The organism is Massilistercora timonensis (assembly GCF_048354975.1).
Classification (GTDB): domain Bacteria; phylum Bacillota; class Clostridia; order Lachnospirales; family Lachnospiraceae; genus Massilistercora; species Massilistercora timonensis.
This window is the reverse complement of the sequence record NZ_DBGCJQ010000064.1, coordinates 1-18,921: the sequence shown is the minus strand read 5'-3', so window position 1 is coordinate 18,921 and position 18,921 is coordinate 1. Positions and strand designations below refer to the sequence as shown.

Below are 18,921 nucleotides of genomic sequence, written 5' to 3'. Positions count from 1 at the left end.
TCCTTGGGTCCAATATTTTATCGCTTGCTGGAAATTAACGCCTGTCAACATCTTCTTTCACCTTCTTTTGAATATTTTTCAAATGTTCAACCAGTGTAGTCGTATTCGTTTTACAATCTTCAAGGTAGTGGTAGCCTGGTTTTAATAGATATTCTCTCGTGCCTGTACGGTCCTGGTCTTTTCTCAGCCAAGGGAGATAAAAATGATATTCACAGATAACGATGCTGCTTCCATCCAGAAGATCGTATCGGTAATACACTTCCGACGCCTCATTCACCCTGAACCATACAGGCCACTCCCGATAGTTGTTCAGGAACGCTTTTCGTTGATCATTGTTCCGAAGCTTTGGTAATTCCGGCTGTTCACGGTTCTGATCGGCATATAAATCCAGCTCCGCAATCATTCCAGCATAAGCGCCAACAATCAGTTTCTGTTTTCTGACACGGACATCATTCTCCGAGAATTCTTCCATCATCAAGCTAAGCCTGTCTTTTGCCTGATTAAGAAGATCTCGAAGCAGCTCTGCATCCGTCTTATCAGACAACTCCTCAAACTTTTCACTTTCGCGAGATTCATTGTGATCAGTTTTATCATCCACAAACTCAGACCCTACTATCTCACCATGAACTTTTTCTACCTCAGACCCTTCCTCTTCCAGACTATCTCCATCAGGAAGCAACTCCGGGAAGTCTCCAATGGACATTTGGCCGGGAATCTGTTCTTCATCCTGTTGCGACGTCGCAACAGCTGAATCTATCCAGCCGCATCTTCCATTGCAGTCATCAGCACTACATTGTGCACAACACTCAACATCGTTCTTTCCGCAGCACACGCAGTTTCCGTATGGACTCTTTCCCGTTATGCAGCCCCTCTCTATCGGAGACTTCTTTTCTGGCTTCCGCACTTCCCGAATCTCCTTCACGGTCATATCCGGCGTCACTTCCTCGATCTGCTTATCATCCAGATATAACATCTCCTGTAACTGGCTCTTTTCAAACCCTTTGTATTCGTCCGCTAAGACCGGACTATTCCCGCCTAGGGCAAACCGGTCATTCATGGACATCCACCTGGAAGCCGTAGATTTCCGGATCCCGTAATTGTCTTCCGCGAACTCCCAGATACTCTCATATCCGTCTTCCCGGAACAGATCTCTGTCCCGGATGTATTTCAAGTAATATCCCGCAGCGATAAAGCTCATCTTCATGTTGGTCATATTCTCTTGCAGAATGGTCTTCGCCTCAGAATATGTCAGTTCCTCATACCATGCACCAATATCATTCATAGCGCTCGCTCCTTCATCTTGTTAATTAACTTCCCCCAGGACCAGCAGAGATCCTCGCAGAACTCGCGCATAACCGGGTCATGCGAATGCTTTCTCATGATCTCCTTCAGGTCCTTATTGTACTGGGCCATATCCATATCCCTTGAGAACCTCTTGTATGCGGCCCAGAAATCGTTTTGGATGTCTTTTATTTTCTCGTGCACATTCCACATCCTTTCCCGGTAACAGAAATACGCCATTGTAACAATAATTTCAAAAAAGTAACAACAGGCTTTGTTACCGCTCAAACCCTTGTGTTTACTGGCTTTCTGGCGGTTTTAAAAGCCGGTAACAAAAGTAACAACGCTTTTCCTATATAGGGGAGAAAAACAATATATATACATTTTCAGACATATATGTGCGATTTCAAATGTTACCGCCAATTTTTGTTACCGCTCAAAATTCCGCTCAAACCCTTGTGTTTACTGGCTTTCTGGCATTTTTATGACTTAAAAATTTTTGTTACCGCCCTACCTGAACGGCAATTCTTCCTGGTCATATTCTTCATATTCCACCGGCTGGAACCCATCCTGGTCCTGGAATTCATTGATGTTCAGGAAAATGCAGCGGACCGGTTTTCCGCCTATCTTCTTCAGTTTTGTATGATTCTTCCCGTCCGTCTGGATGACTCCCTGACGGTCCGCCCAGCTCAGGAACGCTTTGTAGGAATAATCTCCCTGCCGGCACAACTCTTTGACCGCCTGTGGATACATGATCGCATACCCATCGTCAATAATTCCCCATTGCTCCGCGGTTGCTGTCCCGTCAAAGCGCTGATGATTCATTCCAATCTTATCGATCAGGTAGTGATAGCAGCGCTCGTGCTCTGACACCTCTTCCTTGTCCGTAAGCGCTTCCCGGGCTTCATCCGGGGAAATGTATACCCCATCATGAAATATCTTCTCTGTGGCGATCTTATCGGCCAGGAGGAGCACTGACATGGAAATGCTCTGCTTCTGCATTTTGTCGGAGCTGGCAAGTTCCTTTTGGATCTCCTGCTGCTGTCTCCTCAGATCGTCCACGTCCATGCTTTTTATGATTTCTACAAAGCGCTTCCCAGCAAGCCCGTAATTCTTCTTCACCAGCTCCGCGGTATATTGCGGGTCCTCAAAAACCCTCTCTCCGCACTCGATCTCAATGATTCGGTTGATTGCTCCTCCCTGGGACACGTAGGACGCCAGCGGCCGCTCTCCGTTTGTCAGGACTGTATTTTTCCACCGGTTCTCCCGGCGAATCCCCAGCTCTTTATTGGATCGGCTCTTGCCCTTTCCGGAACACAGGTCATACACTACACCTTCAAAGTTGTCCCGGATCCGGCTGCTGGTCTTGCTGGTATCATCCAACATCACTGGAAAATGATTCAGCAGGTCAGCTCGGACTTCGAGCTGTACTTCGCTGGTCTTGAAGTCTCCAATGTACTGACTGCTATCCGGGTTTGCCCAGATGGACGCCGCTAACATCATTGCGACGGTTTTTCCGCCTTCTGTCTCGCCCCAGAGATCTACGATAAAAGGCAGCACTCCCAGCCGACTCACAAGAATACTTGCAAAAGACGCCGCCAGGAATGCCTTAATCTCGATCCGGCCAGTCTTCCGCAGGTCCCGCACATGCCCGAGCCACTCTTGCCAGCTCCCGTGCGGTTCGATACTTTCATAGACCTGCCGGAATTGCATATCACCGTCAAAGATGATATCCGTGTCATATGGAAGGAAGCCACCGCCGATCCACCCCAGCTTTGCGCTGGACTGCCTGACCGGAATCTCATCGTCATTCAAGTTTTCAACGTCAGATAAGTATTTTACCAACAACTTCGCATTCTCCGACGTCACTGCCACTCCAAGCTTGGACAAGCCTACAATCTTACTGGCAGACGATATCACGTCCTTCGGGACCGTGATCTCCGTCCAGCGGTGGTTCCGTTTATACGCCAGGCGGATCTGTTCTTCTCCCGTCTCCATGTTCCGCAGCCGGCCAATCGGCAGGATCGGATGATAGCAGACCACGACCTCATTATCATAGTCCTTGTTGAATGTCCGGATCCCGTCATCTGCCGCCAGCCATGATCCGCATTTCATGGCGTCATATTTTCCTGTAAAATTGGTCCAGTTCTCCAGAAGTGTCTTACTCCTTTTTTTCTTCGTCTCCCGCTCGACCTCTTGGAACGCCTTGACCATCGTGTCGAATTGCCCTTTCACTCCCAGCTCCTTTGCCCGGTCCTGGAAGGACAGAAGCATTTGTGCCCGCCGGATCATGTCATCCTGCTCGAAGATCTCCACGAAGACCTCCTCTGCCAGGATCCCCTTTTTGTCATATTCTATTAATGGCTTCATACCACCTTATATCACCCCAATCCGTTTAAAATGCCGTGCAGATACAACTGATGCTGCAGCGCATTGTAGCAATCTGTCCATGTGTCCGAAAACGGCTCAGACCGCTGATACCAGTCCCGGTAGATGTCTATCAGGTCATTATTCAGCTTCCTCTTCGCTTCCAGATCATTAGCCTGCCGCTGTCTCTGCTCCCGCTGTTTCTGCGCATGATACCGGGCTGTCTTGTCCCGGAAGGTTTCCTTCTCGTAGGTTCCGCCCATGGAAAGGAACGCCGCCCGGAACGTCAGGTTGTCCATCCGGCAAACGAAATCAAATATGTCTCCGCTGGCGCCGCAGCCAAAACAATAATAGCTGTCCTTGTAGATCTTCATTGACGCCGTTTTTTCCTTGTGAAACGGGCAGCGGATAAACCCGGCCCGATTTGGCTGGATTCCATATCTCATCAGAATGTCTCGCATGCTATACATTTTTTTAATTTCATCACTTGTCATAGCCCATCCCTCAAGATCCGGATGATCTCCTTTCCCGTATCTTTTTTCTCGCAAAAAGCAAACCGTACATTATACCGATCCCGCATAGTACAGAGGGACTTGTAAAGTTGATCGCCATCCACCGCCTTGGCCGACACGACATATTTCTCCCGGCGGGCGTTGACCATCCGCCAGCGGATCTCATGCTTCCTGGGATTTTTCCAGAAGTATACGTCTTCCAGGCTTTTGATTTCCGGCCCATGCTCGACCAGGATCACAAGCTGGATCCCGGCCTGCATAGCCTTTAAGAGTTCCCGCCGGAAACGCTCATGCTGCTGGCAGACATTCCCGCAGAGCTCCTGCAGGTTCTGCTTCCTGTCGACGATGAGCCTGGGGTTATCCAGGCTCATATAGTCGCCAACCAGAAGCTTGCTGGAAAAATGATTCACTCCACAGTCGTCAAACGTCTTGATGATCTTCCGGATCGCCCGGGCTTTCTCCCGGGAGTCAATCTGTATATCCAACGCAATCCCTCCTAGTTAAACGGCAGCTCCTCGTCAATCCCATCTGGGATATTCATGAAGCCGTCCCCCGCAGGCTTGGATCCCTGCGGATATCCGTTGAGATGATTCTTGTATGCCTGTGTCTCGGACATGTCCGGGATCGTGGCGTCGTCTACCTTGTCAATGGATATGAACCATCGCAGGACACGCTTCTCGATCTCCCGGCCATTGTAGTAATCCATTTGCGGGCCAAACACCCCGCCGATCAGCTTGCCCTTGAACTGCTTCCCAAAATCATCCACCCATTTGACCTCGAACTTGTTGTTGGAATGCTCCACGCAAGTGATGAAGGTCTTGAATGACCTGCTGCAGTTGCCGTCCTCGTCCTCCGTGAGAATGTACTGCGTCGCCTGGTTAGGCCACTTCTTCTCCGGGCGGATATCATCCTTGAACATCTGCTCAAAATGTCCTGGCTGCTTATCATCCTTCGCGAAGTCAAAGCAGACCTTGATCATGTCCCTTCCACTCTTCGACTTCATTTCAACCACTTCTTTGATCACAAGACGGTGGCCGCCAAGTTCGACAGGGATAAACTCTCCCTGTGCTTTTGTGTCGTCATAATTATTTGGCTTTTTCATTCTTAAAAATCCTCCAATGCCTTCAATACTTCCGCGATATCATTATCTATTTCCATCTGATCAAAAGCCCCCATCGGAGACTTGGCCGTGGAGTTGTTCGCCTGGGTCTCGAACTTGTACTGCCCGTCCACGCACTTGCTCAAGAGCACCGTCGTAAACTTCGACTCCAGGCAGATCTTGTCCAGCTTCTTCCCGGAGGTCTTGATCCGGGTGAACATATAGCCGGCCTCATCGTGATCTGTCTGAGTATGAGCCGTGAAGATGATGGTCAGGTCATCCCGATAGGTATATGCTTCGCACACCAAATCCCAGACACATGCTGCCAGGTCTACCCATTTGTCATATCCCTTCTCCTTGCTCCGACGCATTTCATCGGCCACCATCAGGCCGTTGATCGTGTCGACCACGATCACCTTCACCTGCGGGCATTTCTCCGCAATGGTCTTGATGTATTGCCGGACGATATTCGCGTCATCCGTCGCCTTATAATTCTTGTTCTCAACGCTGTACTGGCTCCTCCATCCCTTCCAGGACAAGCCTTTCATGTCAGCGTCAATGTAGTAGGTTGTCTTTGGATCCAGATTCCTCATTGCAGTTGTCTTCCCGGATCCGGACTCCCCCATGATTGCGATAACCTTGCTCACTTCTATCCCTCCCTGTCATATACGATCAGACTGTTTTCAACAGCCTGCACAATAATCATGCTGGCCGCCTCCCTTATACTCATACCGGTCTCCCCAGTCACTTCTACCAGTGCTTCAAAGGCCTCCGGTGTAATTTTGATCACGCCCTGCGGGTTAATTTTGCACTCCGCACAGGCAGATGAATTTTTTTATCCACAAAAATCCTCCTTCTCTATTCTGATCATGTTAAGCAGTGCCTGCGTGAGATTGTTGATATCTCGGCTTTGATACATGCTTTCGACTTTATTGTCCTCAATCATAGCCAAGCGATCATCCAAAAGATCTTCAATCCGCTGGCGCCGCTCTCTCATTGTTGCCATCAAACCACTCTCCTGATCTCTTTCAGACATTCGTCGCACCATTTTTCTCCAGATATATCTGTCAGATAGTCCCCTGAAAATACGGGACCCCCGCAGACGTCACAGTACGTGACCGGCTCTGGATCTTCCGGCGGCGTCGTCTTCCAGGCGTCGTACCCCGGTATGTTCTCCATCTTATTCGTCCCCGTCTTTCTGGAAATAATCCATCCCGATGATCGCCTGCAAGACCCTTTTTTCAATGTATTCTGTCCCATTCAAGTAGTTGATCACCGCTGCCATCTTCCCAACAGTCCAGCAGAGTTCCCTGTATTCTTCTATTGGGATAGTAACCTTGTATTCTTCACTCATAGCTAATTTCCTTTTCTGAAAACAATGTCCAACATGATTTTTTGAGTCTCTCGCGGTGTGTTTCTTATTTCTCTGTACAGGTCGATCGATTCCTGCGGAAGCTTTTCCCTCCCAGACAGATGGTTAAGCACATCCACCGAGATCTCTCTTGCGACACCCATGATCAACAAGCCAAAATGGATGTCGCCGAATTTTTTTGAGCTCCTTGATGCGGCTACCGCGATCAGGCTTTCCAGTTCTTCCTCTGTCGTAATGATCTCTTTTTTTTCTTCCATTTTCCGTCTCCTTCTGATATACTGATATTGATGATTCGTCTGAGCGCCCGAGGTTCCCGCCTCATAAGGGCGCTCATTTCATACAAGCTGCTGGATCACGTCTACGATCATTGCTGTTCCAGAATCCATTGCGACATTTACGATCTTGAAGTGGCCACTTGCAAACTTTGCATAAACCAACTCCTGACTGGCGTCAAACTCCAGCTCAACCACGTCATACAGATTCCTTGTCTCCCGCAACGCCGGAAGCAGCAAATCGAGAATCTTCTGCTTGTTCTCTACCATCTTTCTCACCTCCTCTCCTCTCACATCCCCAGCAGCGTTATCAACCCGCCGGCGATAACGATCATCAAGATCGGCAGCCACACAGGCGCCGTACCAACGGCCAGATACGCAATGTTTATTGCCAGGTGGTGTAATATCTCCTTCATCCTCGCCCGGCGGCGACGGGGCTTTATCCTGTTGATCATGCAGCTTGTCCCTCCCCTCTACCGCCCTCAGGCGGCCTTCCTCTTTCGCAGGCAGCTGATAACCAGGGCTGATAATGCCTGCAATATGTCATCAACCTCTTCCGCTGTCCGTCCGACGCAGGCACTGTCATCAAAATGACACGTACACTCGCCATTTTTCCGGGTTTCTACAATCAATCCACATCCCTCCATTTCTAAAATATATGTGCCGCGGATTGTCCGGGTTTCCGGTATCTGGTATAATCTTCCTATCAAATGATGAAAGGAATGATTATTATGGCAGACAATCCTTTATTTAATGTTGAAATCCCCGAATCCGCTGGACAAGTTGCTAAAGACGTCTATAATGATTTAGGGCATCCAATCTCTACTGAACTAGGGCAAGCCGCTGGAACAGTTCTTGGCTTGCTAAATACTGCATTAACCCCTATTAAACTTTTAAACTCGGTAGCAAAAGCAAAAGCTGACAAATTTATTAGTGATTATCAAGAGGGCCTATCATCTATACCAAAAGAAAAATACTGTGATCCCAATCCTGTATTAATAGGCCCGATGGCCGAACATGCTAAGTACAAAATTACAGAGGATACTCTGCGTGAATCTTGCTTGGTTCTAATGCTAGCTTCATCTAATTCCGATAACCTATGTAAGCCTTTACTTGCTTTCGATAACATCCTCAATCAATTGACTCCCATCGAGGTGAAACTTTTAAAACACTTATTTTTCTCTCTACCGAAACAGGTTTACCCGGTTTCGAATATTAAAAAGATTTCTGATTCAGGATTTAATATTGTTTATAGAAATCTCACCAATATAAAATATGACAATCTTTCATCTGATAATTTGGCAACAATCCTTTCTAATTACGAAAGGCTCGGAATTATTAAAATAGATATGCTAAATTATGTCGGAAACGGGATTGAACATTATAAATATGTTAAGCAATCACAGACTTTCAAGAAGTTAGAAGAGTATTATCAGATTATTAAGTCTTACTCTTCTCAAAATATCCGTCTTGACTTTGAAACTGGCTCTTTCTCTACTACAGTTCTCGGAGAATCATTCGTCCAGACCGTTTTCAGCTAGCATTTTTACTATTTTAAGGGGAAGGATATTTAATTCTTCCTCTATTTTTTTGTTGTATTCTTGAATTTCCTCAGCAAAACCCAGCATGTCTCCTCTAGCTTTTTCTAATTTGCCGACTCTTTCTTCTAACTCTTCAAACCTTTTTCTTGCAATCCACATCTACCTCACCTCCTCCTCTGTCTTGAACAGATAGTCCAGCGATTTTCCTACAAAGTTATCCACACCCTCCACAACAAGCGCAATATTTTGTGGATAAACATATGTTTTGCACTTTATATAGTAGTTTTTTATTATTTTTGTATTGACATACTACATATTGTGTCTTACCATACTATTAGAAGCTTCGAAAATCTAATAGAAAGGGGTAAATCACATGAACTACTACTACTTTAACAACAATACTGACGAACATGGATATCACGAAGTCCATACTGAAAATTGTATATTCCTCCCATCCTCATCTAACCGGACACTCATCGGGTACTATGAAAACTGCAAGGTTGCTATCATTGCTGCTCGTATGGCGTATCCAAACAAAGAATTCGATGGGTGCTTCTACTGTTGCCGAGAATGTCACAGGGGGTAATAAGGGGCTGGCTTTAGTCAGCCTTTTATCGTGGCGTTCTTTCTGTAGATTTCCCTCACGCTTTCGCACGCCTCATCCAAATTTTCTAAAGTCATATGATTCTCGATCATACACCTGGAAATGAGGTTGCTTAAAATCGCCCTCTGTTCTTCCCTTGATACGCTGTCAAGCTTTCTTACATTCACTCTTCATCACTCTCCTCTCTTTCCAGCTTCGTAGATTTCACTCTCTTTCACGCCAAGGCCTTTAGCTAATTTGGGAATGTCACAAGCTTTAATCAATCGCCTTCCGTTGAGCATGTCACTAAGTTCTTGCGGAGAAAATCCAGATTGTTCAGCGACATAAACATTTTTTAGACCTTTTGACGTTATAATCCTTCTAAATCCTGTCACAAATGGTTCGTTGCATTCTTTGATAGTCAATTTCCTCACCTCGCTTATCTCGTAGCATTTCAATATATTTATATCGAAATATCAATATATTGTATTTCCACTCCATTTGTTCTTCCGTATATTGTGTTTTTTGCTTGACGTTAAAAAAATTTAGTGCTATCCTAAGTTTGCAAAGTTGGTATGTGTGCCGCATAGAAAGGATGATGTGTATGCCTCCACGTATCACTGTAACTCGCGAATCAAACACAGGACGGAACGAACGATTTCACGATAATTTCACCGGCGCCGATATGACTCGTAATCAATTTGTAAACCAGATCAAACAAGGAAACTACGAAAATTATCATGTTAGAAATATCAATGGTGTTCCAACACCAGTTTCTAATCCTGATAAAGCTCGTAACAATAACCTCGGTTAATTTTCAACCGGCACACATACGACTTTGTACCCATCCTTTTCGAGAACATCCGCGTCCGTGATACTCGCAATCAGTTCACCAGCATTAGTAACAATCTGGATTTCTCTGTACTCCTTATCAGAAATTACCATTTCCCATCATGCTCCTTTCTCTTCCGGATCCTCTGCGAAGTCCATTGGATCTAATTCGAGATGACTGCATACTTTTAGGTACTCATCTACTCTCAAACTTCTGTCCCGTTTTTCGTTAATAAGACTGTCATAAAGAGCCATGTAGGGAACCCCTGTCTTTCTCGATAGTTCAGATAAATTAAAACCTTTATCTCGAACATACCTTCCTAAGTTTCTTGTTGGAATGTCCAAATTTATCACCTCTTTTCACAAGTTTCTAATGACATTATTAAAATATCATGAGTTTCTTGTGGTGTCAATACGTTTTATGAGTTTCTTGTGAAATTTTATTGACGTGTTAAAAATCTTATGATATTCTTGGTCTAAAGGAGGTAGTGAATATGCCGAACAACATAGGGAAGACTTTAAAACAATGTAGAAATGCTGCAGGGATATCGGTCAAAGAAATTTCTGATCTGTTAACGGCTAAAGGATTTAAAGCGTCAGAGTCTACTATATATAGTTGGGAAAACAATAATAGTCAGCCGACCCCAGGCGCTTTGCTTGTAATGTGTAAAGCATATGGAGTTTCTGACGTCCTCGGCACTTTTGGATATGGTCCTTCCGCAGAATCAGCACTTCACACTCGGGCGGCTCATTTTGACGGAACTGAGTATACAGAAGAGCAACTCGACAGAATAGAAGCCTTCGCAAAATTCATTAAACAGGAAGGCGACAAGTAAGTCCGGTTTATTGTACACCTCTTCTGATATTATTTTATTATGGAGGGATTACTGTGAATAAACTGGAACGATTAGAGCAGGAAGCCTTTGATGATCAGGTGACAGTCTACGACTATTACCTGGGAGAAGACAACCTGAAGGGATACTATACGGATGGCAATGTTGCCATCAATACATGCGTAGATACAACGGCCGAAAGGATGTGTGTTTTGGCTGAGGAGCTTGGCCATCATCACACCAGCGTTGGGAATATTTTGGACATGTCCGATTCCGGCAACCGGAAACAAGAACGCCAGGCAAGACTTTGGGGCTTCAACAAGCTGATCGGGCTGACCGGTCTGGTCAGGGCTTATGAGGCCGGATGTCGAAACGGTTATGAAATTGCGGAGTATCTGGAGGTAACTGAAGAGTGTCTGACTGAATGTATAGAGGCGTATCGAAGCAAGTATGGCATTGGGGTAATGGTAAACAATTATTATATCATGTTTATCCCGCACCTGGCCGTAGGAAAAGTGGTATAACCGCTGAAGCGATTATATAGATCTCAATGTAAGCCAATGAGAAAATGAGGAGGAACTATTATGAAAAAGAGAATTGTGGCTATTGTGATGGTCTGCCTGATGTCCGTTGGGTTGATAGCTTGTGGTGGTGACAATGGTGGATCGGAATCAGAAAATGATAAGAAAGAGTATCTTTCAGAATCAGAAATCGCGAATCTATTTTCTGATCCAGACAACTACAAAGGGAAATATGTAAAACTTTCCGGAAAAATCTTTAACGGACCAGATACTGCGGATGACTATGTTGCATACCAGGCTTGGCATGACGTGCAGAATAGCACAAATGACTTTGTATTTGGAATGGAAAGTCCTGAAGAGGATTTTAACGTTGATGACTATGTTGTGGTCGACGGAAGAATTACAGGAACCTTTGAAGGAACAAACGCTTTTGGCACAACCATAGAATGCCCACAAATTGACGCAATTTCAATCGAAAAGCAATCCTACATGGAGGCTGTTGTACCCACGATAAAAGAAATCACCCCGGAAAACGCTGTGAGTGAACAAAATGGGATATCATTGAAAGTTGATAAGATTGAATTTGCTGAGAAGGAGACACGAATATATTTAACGGAAACCAATGCTTCTTCGGATAAGTTTAGCTTCAGTGTGTACGATATAAAAATTACGCAAAACGGACAGCAAATTTCTCAGGACGTGTCTTCAATGTCTAGTTATGAAGGCGAATATCCAGAATTGTCATATGAAATTCTACCAAATGCAACTTCTTCCGGCGTCTTGGTATTCCCGGCAATAGATAGTTCAGCTGGGTTCCAAATATATGCTGAGGGGTATAGCGATAATTGGGAATTAGAATTTTCACCATTTACAATTGATATATCTGTTCAATAATTAAAAACCGCCCCAGTGTTGCAGCACCAGGACGGTCAGGCACTCCCGGGCAATGATACGCCAAGAAGCACACTCTTCACAATATAGTGTATCATTTCCCGGGAGACAGCGCAAGCGGAACTCACGTTCCCGCTGGCTGTTATTTTTGTACCCTTTTTTCTCATACAATACAAGAGGAGATGATAACATGGCATACTGTATCTATCTGCGGAAGTCTCGGAAGGACCTGGAGGCGGAACAGGCCGGCCAGGGAGAGACTCTGGCCCGGCATGAAAGAATCCTCCTGGCCCTGGCAAAACAGAAAAACCTCATCATTGGAAAGATTTACCGGGAGATCGTATCCGGGGAAACCATTGCCGCCCGGCCGGTCATGCAACAGGTGCTCCGAGAGGTTGAAAGCGGTATGTGGGAAGGCGTCTTGGTAATGGAGATCGAACGTCTGGCCCGGGGCGACACTATCGACCAGGGGACGGTGCAGCGGGCATTCCAGTACTCTAACACCTACATAATCACTCCCCAAAAGACCTATGATCCATCCGACGAATTCGACGAAGAGTATTTTGAGTTTGGGCTCTTCATGAGCCGGCGGGAATATAAAACAATCAAGCGCAGAATGCAGGCCGGCCGGTACGCCGCCGCAAAGGAAGGAAAATGGCCGTTCAACACCGCCCCATATGGCTTCAGGCGGACGAAACTGCAGAACGAAAAGGGCTGGACCCTGGAACCGGATGACCAGGAAGCTCCGATCGTCCGACTGATCTACTCTCTCTTCACCGGACCGGACCGCCGGGGCGTGTCAATGATCCGGAAGTACCTGAACCGCCAGGGGATCCACCCGCGAAAAGGGCCTGCCTGGACAGATAGCACCATCCGGGACATTCTTAGCAACCCGGCTTATGATGGGCTGGTTGCGATCGGCCGGCGGAAGATCGTCCCTGCGGTAGAAAACGGCCTTCCAATTAAAACCCGCCCCCGGTCAGAAGACTATGCAGTCTACGATGGCCGGCACAAGGCTCTTATAGATCACCGGATCTACAAAGAGGCTCAGTCCTACATTGGTCGGGGAACACCAAAACCGCCGGAGTCCTACGGGGTCAAAAGCCCGCTGGCTGGACTGGTGATCTGCGCGGAATGCAAAAAGCGCATGCAGCGACGCCCGGCCACGAAACCAGGGATCAAAAATGGCGCCGCGTATGATATGCTGATGTGCAAGACAGATGGCTGTCCCACGGTCGGCAGCCCTCTTGATCTGGTAGAACGGGAGCTGATCAGCGCCCTGGAGGATTGGGTAAAGGGTTATGAGCTGACAGAAACGCTCTCAGAAAGCCGGGTGCCGGAACTGGAAGTGCTGCTCTCTACCGCCCGGCAGGAGCATGAAGCGCTGGAGAATCAGAAATCTAAATTATATGACCTCCTGGAGCAGGGAATCTATGACTCAGAAACCTTCCTTGAGCGGTCCAGGCGCCTCCAGGATCGATTGCAGGAATCCCAGGCAGGAATTGCTCGCCTGGAAGAAGAACTGGCCTCAGAGAAGAAAATACAGGCTAACATCACATCTTTCCTCCCATCCTGCCGGAATCTGCTTGGGTGCTACTGGGATCTCGACGTCCCGGATCGCAACAAGGCCCTGAAGCTGCTGATCGAAAGTGTGGAATACCGGAAGACCATCCGGAATAAGAAGGGGGAAGCTGGAAAGGCCTCCTTTGAGCTGACAATAAAGCCCCGGATCCCGCGTATCTAGGGGCTTTTTATCATTTCCAACAAAAACGGGATAAAGAACTGGCCCACATGGAGATGATCTGCGCCATCGTCTACCAGCTGACCAAGGACCTGACCCCCGAGGAGATTGAGAAATACGGCTTTGACAAATACTATGTGGACCACACCCTGGGCCTCTGGCCTCAGGCCGCGGCAGGGACCCCCTGGACCGCCACCTACTTTCAGTCCAAAGGCGATCCCATCACAGATCTTAACGAAGACCTGGCGGCAGAACAGAAAGCCCGGACCACCTACGACAACATTCTCCGTCTGGTGAAAGACCCGGAAGTCTGCGACCCCATCCGCTTCCTGCGGGAACGGGAGATCGTCCACTACCAGCGGTTCGGCGAAGGCCTGCGGCTGGTGCAGGAGAAGCTGGACAGTAGAAATTTCTACGCCTTCAATCCGGAATTCGACAACAAAGGCTGCCGCTAAGGCAAAAAACAGGAGATGGATCTTCTCATCCATCTCCTGTTCTTTTCTTAACCTCTTACCGGATCAGCATATATACGATCACTGCCGCCACCACTACAATGGCAATCCCCAGGATGATCACCGGAGCCTTGGAGAGCTTCTCCTCCTCGTAGTAATCATCATAAAGATTATCCTCATAGTCCGCCCTGCGCCGGGCCTTCTTGGGCTGGGACTGGGCTTTCTTCTTCCGGCTCTTGCCATCATCGATGGAAAGCAGCTCGTCATATGCTTTGCGCATCTCTGTCTCCCGTTTCTGGCGCACATGCCTGGGCGGGATATTCGAATACTTCTGTTCCTCGCGCTCCTCCTGCTCTGCTTTGGCAGCCGGCGCTTTGAACTTTTTCTTGCAATTGTAGCACAGCAGATAATTGGGATCTTTCTTTCCCGGTCTTAACTGCTGTCCGCAGATCGGACACTTCATTGGTATCTTATGCCTCCTCCTCATGGAAATTCTATCCCGATTATACTACACTCGGACAAAAAAGGCAAAAATTCTACAGAAAAAGGCATATTTTTTAAGGAAATCCTTACTGGGTGTTCTTTCCCAGAGTCACCTCCACCGTCTGCTCCTTATAGTTTCCGCCGCTTCCGGGTACCTGAAGGGTCAGTTTCACTTTCGTCCCGGCCGCGTAATACTGCAGCTGTTCCTGCAGGGTGGTCATACTGTCGATGGTAGTGCCGTTAAGCCCGGTGATCACAGATCCCTTGGTGATCCCGGCTTTCTCAGCTCCGCCGCCTTTGATCACACCGGATACATAGACACCTTCCGGCATCCCGTACATCTGAGCGCTGTCAGAGGTCACATCCACGCCCTCGATCCCCAGGAATCCCTGTTCTTCTTCCGATACCTTCTTCTTGGTATCCTGGTTCATCAGATTGGTGATCACGTCGCTGACCTCCGAGATGGGGATGGCGTATCCCATACCTTCTACCTCTGTACTGGAAGCCTTGGCCGTATTGATGCCGATCACCTCGCCGTTGGCATTGAGAAGCGCACCGCCGCTGTTGCCCGGGTTGATGGCTGCATCGGTCTGCAGAAGCCCGATATCAAATCCGTCCAGAGATCTCCCTGTAGCGGAGATGATCCCTGTCGTCACAGACTGCCCGTATCCCAGGGCATTTCCAATGGCTACCGCCTGTTCACCCACCTGGATCTTATCCGAATCTCCCATCTGAGCCACCGCAATGGCGTCCCTAGTGGAATCCTTGATATCCTTTAAGTCTACCGCGATCACTGCCAGGTCCTTGGACGCGTCGGTTCCCTTGATGTTGGCCTCCACACTCTCTTCATCCGCAAAGGTCACCGTCAGAGTGTCGCTTCCCTCCACTACGTGGTTATTGGTGACAATAAGAAGCTCGGAATCTGTCTGGGAAATGATGATCCCGGAACCTGCGCTCTTCATCTCCTGCTCCTGCACGCCGCCGAAGAAATTCTGCACCTGCTGAACGCTCATATTGGTGATGGATACCACTGAGGGCATGGCGTTCTGAGCGATCTTGGCCACATCCGACTGAGCGGTGCCACCGGAGCTGGTAGTCAGCCTGGCGCTCTCCACCGTCTTCTCCGCAGAAGCTGTGTCTGAATTTCCCAGGAATCTTCCAAACACCAGGTTGCTGGTCTGGAAGGCAGCGCTTGCAACCAGACCGAAGATCAGGCCCAGGCAGGCTACTTTCACCCATCTGGGAGCTCCTTTTTTCTTTTTCTCCGGTTTCTTCTCCGGCTCTCTGTAAGGATTCTGTGATCCATTCTGGTCTGGTGTGTAGTAAGTATATTGTTGATCCATAATAAGGTCTCCTTTCATGGCTGGTATCTTATGGTTTTTCTCTTTACAGGGTATAGTCTAATCACTAAATGTGTTCAAACTGTGATAAAACCATGACAAAACCATTAAAACACTGCCTGCACCAACACCATATACAGCACGGTGCCCACGCCGATGCTCAGAAGATTATTCCGCTTCCACACATGGAGCAGCGCCGTCACCGCCACCGCGATCCCCTCCGGGATCCCGTGGGGCGCTTCCATCACAGGCGTCTGCCTGAGGCAGTAGACTACCAGAAGCCCGATCACCGCCGGGGTCAGGACCCGTCCCAGATACTGGATCACCGGCGGGATTTCCTTCCCCTTGGGAAAGATCAGAAAGGGAACCACCCGGGTGGCAAATGTTGTCAGCGCCACCGCAAGGATAATAAGAAGGGACATCCCCACACTTACCGGCATTCCTTCGTCACCTGCCTTTCCAGCCTGGTCCTGGCCACAAACAGGACCAGTATGATCAGGATCATGGAGGGCAGCACAAATCCGTCCTCCCCGAATATCTGCAGACAGAGGAAGGCCGCCGCCACACCCACCATCTCCGGGATCCGGTTCTTTTGATCCATCCACTGCTCCACAAAGATCACCACGAAAAGCGCAGTCATGGCGAAATCGATCCCCTCTGAATTGATGGGAAGCATGGCGCCTGCCAGGCCGCCGATGGCAGATCCCACCACCCAGTAGGACTGGTTCATGATAGAGATGGCAAAGAGGAACTTGTCCTCCTCCACTCCTTCCGGAACCCTGGTGGTGCACAGAAGGGAATAGGTCTCATCCGTCAGTCCGAAGATCATATACCAGCGCTTCGGCCCCATACTGTGGAACTTCTCCAGAAGAGAGATCCCGTAGAAAATATGCCGGATATTCACCATCAGCGTCAGGAACACCACCTGGAGGATGGACACCCCGGGAGCAAAGAAATTCACCGCCAGATACTGGCCGGATCCCGCATAGACCAGAAGGCTCATCAACACCGCCCACAGAAAAGAATACCCCTTCTCCGCGAACATCACCCCAAAAGCGATGCCGATAAAAAGATAACCGGTCAGCACCGGTATGGTATAGGGAAATGCTTTTCGAAATGCCTGCCTGTATCCCATGCGCTTCCTCCTTCCTGTCTCGCAAAAAGGATCAGACCCTTCACAGGACCTGATCCTCTCTCTTTTCTTTACTCTCCGGCAGCGGACCCTTCATAGGCCTTCTTAAGATCTTCCAGCGATTCCTTAAGAAGTGCGTCCGAGGCAAGGGCCTCCTGATACTCCTCTTCCATCTGCGCCAGCAGTTCTCTTACATCCTCATGTCCGGCCACCGTCTGTATATAATCCTTGGTATCCTCGTCCAGATGTTCCGTCAAGATCCGGAACTCCCCGCTTTTGTGGTCTTCCTCCACATACAGCGTCTCCAGCCCCGGCACCTTGGTGTAGATATCTTTGATCTTCATTTCATATCTGGCAAACACCACATATGTATCTTTGTATGCCCCGTCTTTCACACAGGCCCGGATATCCTCATAGCCTTCTGTAAAATCCGTCTCTTTTGCAAGTCCTTCGTAGTAGTTCTTCACAGCGCTGCCAAGCCTGGAATCCGCCGTCTCCTCCCGCAGGGGATTTAAGACCATGGTCTCCCTTCCCGGGATCCGGATCTTCTCAGCCTCAATACAGCCTGTCCTTTGTACCTTCTGTGCTTCTTCCTCGGTAAGACAAAAACCTGCCACCCCGACTGCCAGCGCAAGAACCAAACAAGCCGTGATCACACGGCTTCTGCAGGTACTTGTCCGGCGTGTACGGCAGCCTTCCTGTCTTTCCTTCATAAGACTACCTCCACACACGATACACTTTTTTAAAGGTACACACCCGGGCGGATTCGAACCGCCGCTCCCGCCTCCGGAGGGCGGTGCTCTATCCCCTGAGCTACGGGTGCGTATGGCGGCTTTTAAAACCGCCTTAGTTATACTACCACATATTCCGGATAAAGTAAAGAAAAATCTCAGCAAAGTTCCCCTTTGTCCCGGTCGTAATAATAGGCCCGGTCCCCCAGCACTTCCTCCGGGGCCACCGCGATCTCATTGATCTCTTGGATCATCTCGTCCAGTTCCTCCCGCTTTGGCACCCGGGATTCCGGAAGGATCAGCATCTCGTGGACACTGCTTGGGATGAGATAGAAATTTTCCCCGAACATCTCTCCCACCGCCTGGAGCTGCCCCTCATAGAGCGCTGCCGCTGCCCCGTAGTTTTTCCACCGGTTGGTCAGCACATAGAGCTTCAGCACCTCGTCCAGGGAAGGAAGAAACAGGGCGTCTTCCATCACCGCCCCCATGGACCGGAAATCCACCGGAAGAAGCCGCCAGGTATTCTCACAGGCCTGCCGGTACACCTCCTCCCGGGTGACTCCCCACCTTGCAAGCTGATCCCTGCAGATCATCATAGAAGCGCTCCCCTTCTCCCCTGCCTCCAGAAGGACCACGAACACAATGGCAAGATCCTGCCAGGGCATATAGGGGACCTGCTCCAGCAGTTCCCGGTTCCGCTCTCTGTGGATCAGACGGTAGACGATTTTCTCCCGCACCTGCTGGTACACATTGAGTTCTTCCGGATACCAGGGCTTTTGAAACCGCAGCTCCCCATAGAGCTCCAGGATGTCCTCCGTGATCTTCTCCACGGTGGCCCCTTTCTGAAACTGCTGATAATACTCCTCCAGATAGATGGTGGGCGCCACGTTGATCCCGCTCTCCGAGATGGACAGCCCCTTCCTCCACACACCGTTATTC

Annotated in this window: 29 protein-coding genes, 1 tRNA gene and 1 pseudogene; 6 read left to right on the top strand and 25 right to left on the bottom strand. The window is 48.6% G+C overall.

Annotated elements, in window-relative coordinates; all coding sequences use genetic code 11:
- Positions 1-34: 34 nt before the first annotated feature.
- From ACML7B_RS05785 to ACML7B_RS05720, 14 genes are all read right to left on the bottom strand, one after another.
- Entirely contained in the window at positions 35-1,282 is a 1,248-nt protein-coding gene (locus ACML7B_RS05785; RefSeq protein WP_418539774.1) for a hypothetical protein, read from the bottom strand.
- On the bottom strand, positions 1,279-1,485 hold the full coding sequence (locus ACML7B_RS05780) for a hypothetical protein (protein WP_418539772.1): 207 nt from the start codon (positions 1,483-1,485) through the stop codon (positions 1,279-1,281). The genes ACML7B_RS05785 and ACML7B_RS05780 overlap by 4 nt, the downstream gene beginning before the upstream one ends.
- Positions 1,486-1,791: 306 nt before the next feature.
- Positions 1,792-3,651 carry a DUF927 domain-containing protein gene (locus ACML7B_RS05775; RefSeq protein ID WP_418539769.1) on the bottom strand — a complete coding sequence of 620 codons (1,860 nt, stop codon included), beginning with the start codon at positions 3,649-3,651 and terminating at the stop codon, positions 1,792-1,794.
- A gap of 11 nt (positions 3,652-3,662) precedes the next feature.
- A complete protein-coding gene (locus ACML7B_RS05770) occupies positions 3,663-4,142 on the bottom strand; it encodes a CHC2 zinc finger domain-containing protein (protein ID WP_418539766.1) in 480 nt (159 codons plus the stop codon).
- Entirely contained in the window at positions 4,139-4,645 is a 507-nt protein-coding gene (locus tag ACML7B_RS05765) for an ERCC4 domain-containing protein (protein ID WP_418539764.1), read from the bottom strand. The genes ACML7B_RS05770 and ACML7B_RS05765 overlap by 4 nt, the downstream gene beginning before the upstream one ends.
- Before the next feature lie 11 nt (positions 4,646-4,656).
- Positions 4,657-5,262 (bottom strand): hypothetical protein, encoded by a 606-nt coding sequence (locus tag ACML7B_RS05760; protein WP_418539761.1) that lies wholly within the window; start codon positions 5,260-5,262, stop codon positions 4,657-4,659.
- Between the two features lie 2 nt (positions 5,263-5,264).
- Positions 5,265-5,906, bottom strand: a complete 642-nt coding sequence (locus ACML7B_RS05755; protein WP_418539759.1) for an AAA family ATPase — start codon at positions 5,904-5,906, stop codon at positions 5,265-5,267.
- Positions 5,907-5,908: 2 nt separating this feature from the next.
- Positions 5,909-6,049: a hypothetical protein gene (locus ACML7B_RS05750; protein WP_418539756.1), complete on the bottom strand. Its 141-nt coding sequence runs from the start codon at positions 6,047-6,049 to the stop codon at positions 5,909-5,911.
- Positions 6,050-6,094: 45 nt separating this feature from the next.
- Complete coding sequence (locus ACML7B_RS05745; protein ID WP_418539754.1) at positions 6,095-6,265, bottom strand: hypothetical protein; 171 nt, start codon at positions 6,263-6,265, stop codon at positions 6,095-6,097.
- Positions 6,265-6,438, bottom strand: coding sequence for a hypothetical protein (locus tag ACML7B_RS05740; protein ID WP_418539752.1), 174 nt, complete (start codon positions 6,436-6,438; stop codon positions 6,265-6,267). The genes ACML7B_RS05745 and ACML7B_RS05740 overlap by 1 nt, the downstream gene beginning before the upstream one ends.
- Before the next feature lies 1 nt (position 6,439).
- Complete coding sequence (locus ACML7B_RS05735) at positions 6,440-6,613, bottom strand: hypothetical protein (protein ID WP_418539749.1); 174 nt, start codon at positions 6,611-6,613, stop codon at positions 6,440-6,442.
- Between the two features lie 2 nt (positions 6,614-6,615).
- Positions 6,616-6,888: a hypothetical protein gene (locus ACML7B_RS05730; protein ID WP_418539746.1), complete on the bottom strand. Its 273-nt coding sequence runs from the start codon at positions 6,886-6,888 to the stop codon at positions 6,616-6,618.
- A gap of 78 nt (positions 6,889-6,966) precedes the next feature.
- The gene (locus ACML7B_RS05725) at positions 6,967-7,173 is read right to left on the bottom strand and encodes a hypothetical protein (protein WP_418539743.1); all 207 of its coding nucleotides are present in this window, start codon (positions 7,171-7,173) and stop codon (positions 6,967-6,969) included.
- 20 nt (positions 7,174-7,193) lie between these two features.
- Complete coding sequence (locus ACML7B_RS05720) at positions 7,194-7,358, bottom strand: hypothetical protein (protein WP_418539739.1); 165 nt, start codon at positions 7,356-7,358, stop codon at positions 7,194-7,196.
- Between the two features lie 276 nt (positions 7,359-7,634).
- Here ACML7B_RS05720 and ACML7B_RS05715 point away from each other — a divergent pair, with 276 nt between their 5' ends.
- Positions 7,635-8,444, top strand: a complete 810-nt coding sequence (locus ACML7B_RS05715; RefSeq protein WP_418539735.1) for an Abi-alpha family protein — start codon at positions 7,635-7,637, stop codon at positions 8,442-8,444.
- Here the strand turns inward: ACML7B_RS05715 and ACML7B_RS05710 are convergent.
- The 4 genes from ACML7B_RS05710 to ACML7B_RS05695 form a co-directional block, all read right to left on the bottom strand.
- The gene (locus tag ACML7B_RS05710) at positions 8,418-8,603 is read right to left on the bottom strand and encodes a hypothetical protein (RefSeq protein ID WP_418539732.1); all 186 of its coding nucleotides are present in this window, start codon (positions 8,601-8,603) and stop codon (positions 8,418-8,420) included. The genes ACML7B_RS05715 and ACML7B_RS05710 overlap by 27 nt on opposite strands.
- A 444-nt stretch (positions 8,604-9,047) precedes the next feature.
- Entirely contained in the window at positions 9,048-9,215 is a 168-nt protein-coding gene (locus ACML7B_RS05705) for a hypothetical protein (protein WP_418539730.1), read from the bottom strand.
- A 6-nt stretch (positions 9,216-9,221) separates the two neighbouring features.
- Positions 9,222-9,452 carry a helix-turn-helix domain-containing protein gene (locus ACML7B_RS05700; RefSeq protein WP_418539727.1) on the bottom strand — a complete coding sequence of 77 codons (231 nt, stop codon included), beginning with the start codon at positions 9,450-9,452 and terminating at the stop codon, positions 9,222-9,224.
- Between the two features lie 526 nt (positions 9,453-9,978).
- The gene (locus ACML7B_RS05695) at positions 9,979-10,203 is read right to left on the bottom strand and encodes a helix-turn-helix domain-containing protein (protein ID WP_418539725.1); all 225 of its coding nucleotides are present in this window, start codon (positions 10,201-10,203) and stop codon (positions 9,979-9,981) included.
- A gap of 149 nt (positions 10,204-10,352) precedes the next feature.
- On the opposite strand from ACML7B_RS05695, the gene ACML7B_RS05690 reads away from it, so the two are divergent.
- The 5 genes and pseudogenes from ACML7B_RS05690 to ACML7B_RS05670 form a co-directional block, all read left to right on the top strand.
- Positions 10,353-10,694 carry a helix-turn-helix transcriptional regulator gene (locus ACML7B_RS05690; RefSeq protein ID WP_418539723.1) on the top strand — a complete coding sequence of 114 codons (342 nt, stop codon included), beginning with the start codon at positions 10,353-10,355 and terminating at the stop codon, positions 10,692-10,694.
- Between the two features lie 53 nt (positions 10,695-10,747).
- Positions 10,748-11,215 (top strand): ImmA/IrrE family metallo-endopeptidase, encoded by a 468-nt coding sequence (locus ACML7B_RS05685; RefSeq protein ID WP_418539720.1) that lies wholly within the window; start codon positions 10,748-10,750, stop codon positions 11,213-11,215.
- Positions 11,216-11,275: 60 nt separating this feature from the next.
- Positions 11,276-12,106: a hypothetical protein gene (locus tag ACML7B_RS05680; RefSeq protein WP_418539718.1), complete on the top strand. Its 831-nt coding sequence runs from the start codon at positions 11,276-11,278 to the stop codon at positions 12,104-12,106.
- A 187-nt stretch (positions 12,107-12,293) separates the two neighbouring features.
- Positions 12,294-13,847, top strand: coding sequence for a recombinase family protein (locus ACML7B_RS05675; protein WP_418539716.1), 1,554 nt, complete (start codon positions 12,294-12,296; stop codon positions 13,845-13,847).
- 32 nt (positions 13,848-13,879) lie between these two features.
- Positions 13,880-14,299 (top strand): annotated as a pseudogene (locus ACML7B_RS05670) (manganese catalase family protein); the annotation flags it as partial.
- Between the two features lie 55 nt (positions 14,300-14,354).
- Here the strand turns inward: ACML7B_RS05670 and ACML7B_RS05665 are convergent.
- From ACML7B_RS05665 to ACML7B_RS05635, 7 genes are all read right to left on the bottom strand, one after another.
- The gene (locus ACML7B_RS05665) at positions 14,355-14,759 is read right to left on the bottom strand and encodes a hypothetical protein (RefSeq protein ID WP_346708128.1); all 405 of its coding nucleotides are present in this window, start codon (positions 14,757-14,759) and stop codon (positions 14,355-14,357) included.
- Positions 14,760-14,865: 106 nt separating this feature from the next.
- Positions 14,866-16,122 (bottom strand): S1C family serine protease, encoded by a 1,257-nt coding sequence (locus tag ACML7B_RS05660; RefSeq protein ID WP_418539713.1) that lies wholly within the window; start codon positions 16,120-16,122, stop codon positions 14,866-14,868.
- A 104-nt stretch (positions 16,123-16,226) separates the two neighbouring features.
- Positions 16,227-16,559: a branched-chain amino acid transporter permease gene (locus ACML7B_RS05655; RefSeq protein ID WP_106790271.1), complete on the bottom strand. Its 333-nt coding sequence runs from the start codon at positions 16,557-16,559 to the stop codon at positions 16,227-16,229.
- On the bottom strand, positions 16,550-17,254 hold the full coding sequence (locus tag ACML7B_RS05650; RefSeq protein ID WP_346708126.1) for an AzlC family ABC transporter permease: 705 nt from the start codon (positions 17,252-17,254) through the stop codon (positions 16,550-16,552). Before ACML7B_RS05650 ends, ACML7B_RS05655 begins: the two co-directional genes overlap by 10 nt.
- Before the next feature lie 68 nt (positions 17,255-17,322).
- Positions 17,323-17,964: a hypothetical protein gene (locus tag ACML7B_RS05645; protein WP_418539710.1), complete on the bottom strand. Its 642-nt coding sequence runs from the start codon at positions 17,962-17,964 to the stop codon at positions 17,323-17,325.
- A 38-nt stretch (positions 17,965-18,002) separates the two neighbouring features.
- Positions 18,003-18,074, bottom strand: a tRNA-Arg gene (locus ACML7B_RS05640).
- 66 nt (positions 18,075-18,140) lie between these two features.
- Positions 18,141-18,921 (bottom strand): DUF5688 family protein (locus ACML7B_RS05635; RefSeq protein WP_418539708.1); only part of this gene is annotated, 781 nt, incomplete at its 5' end.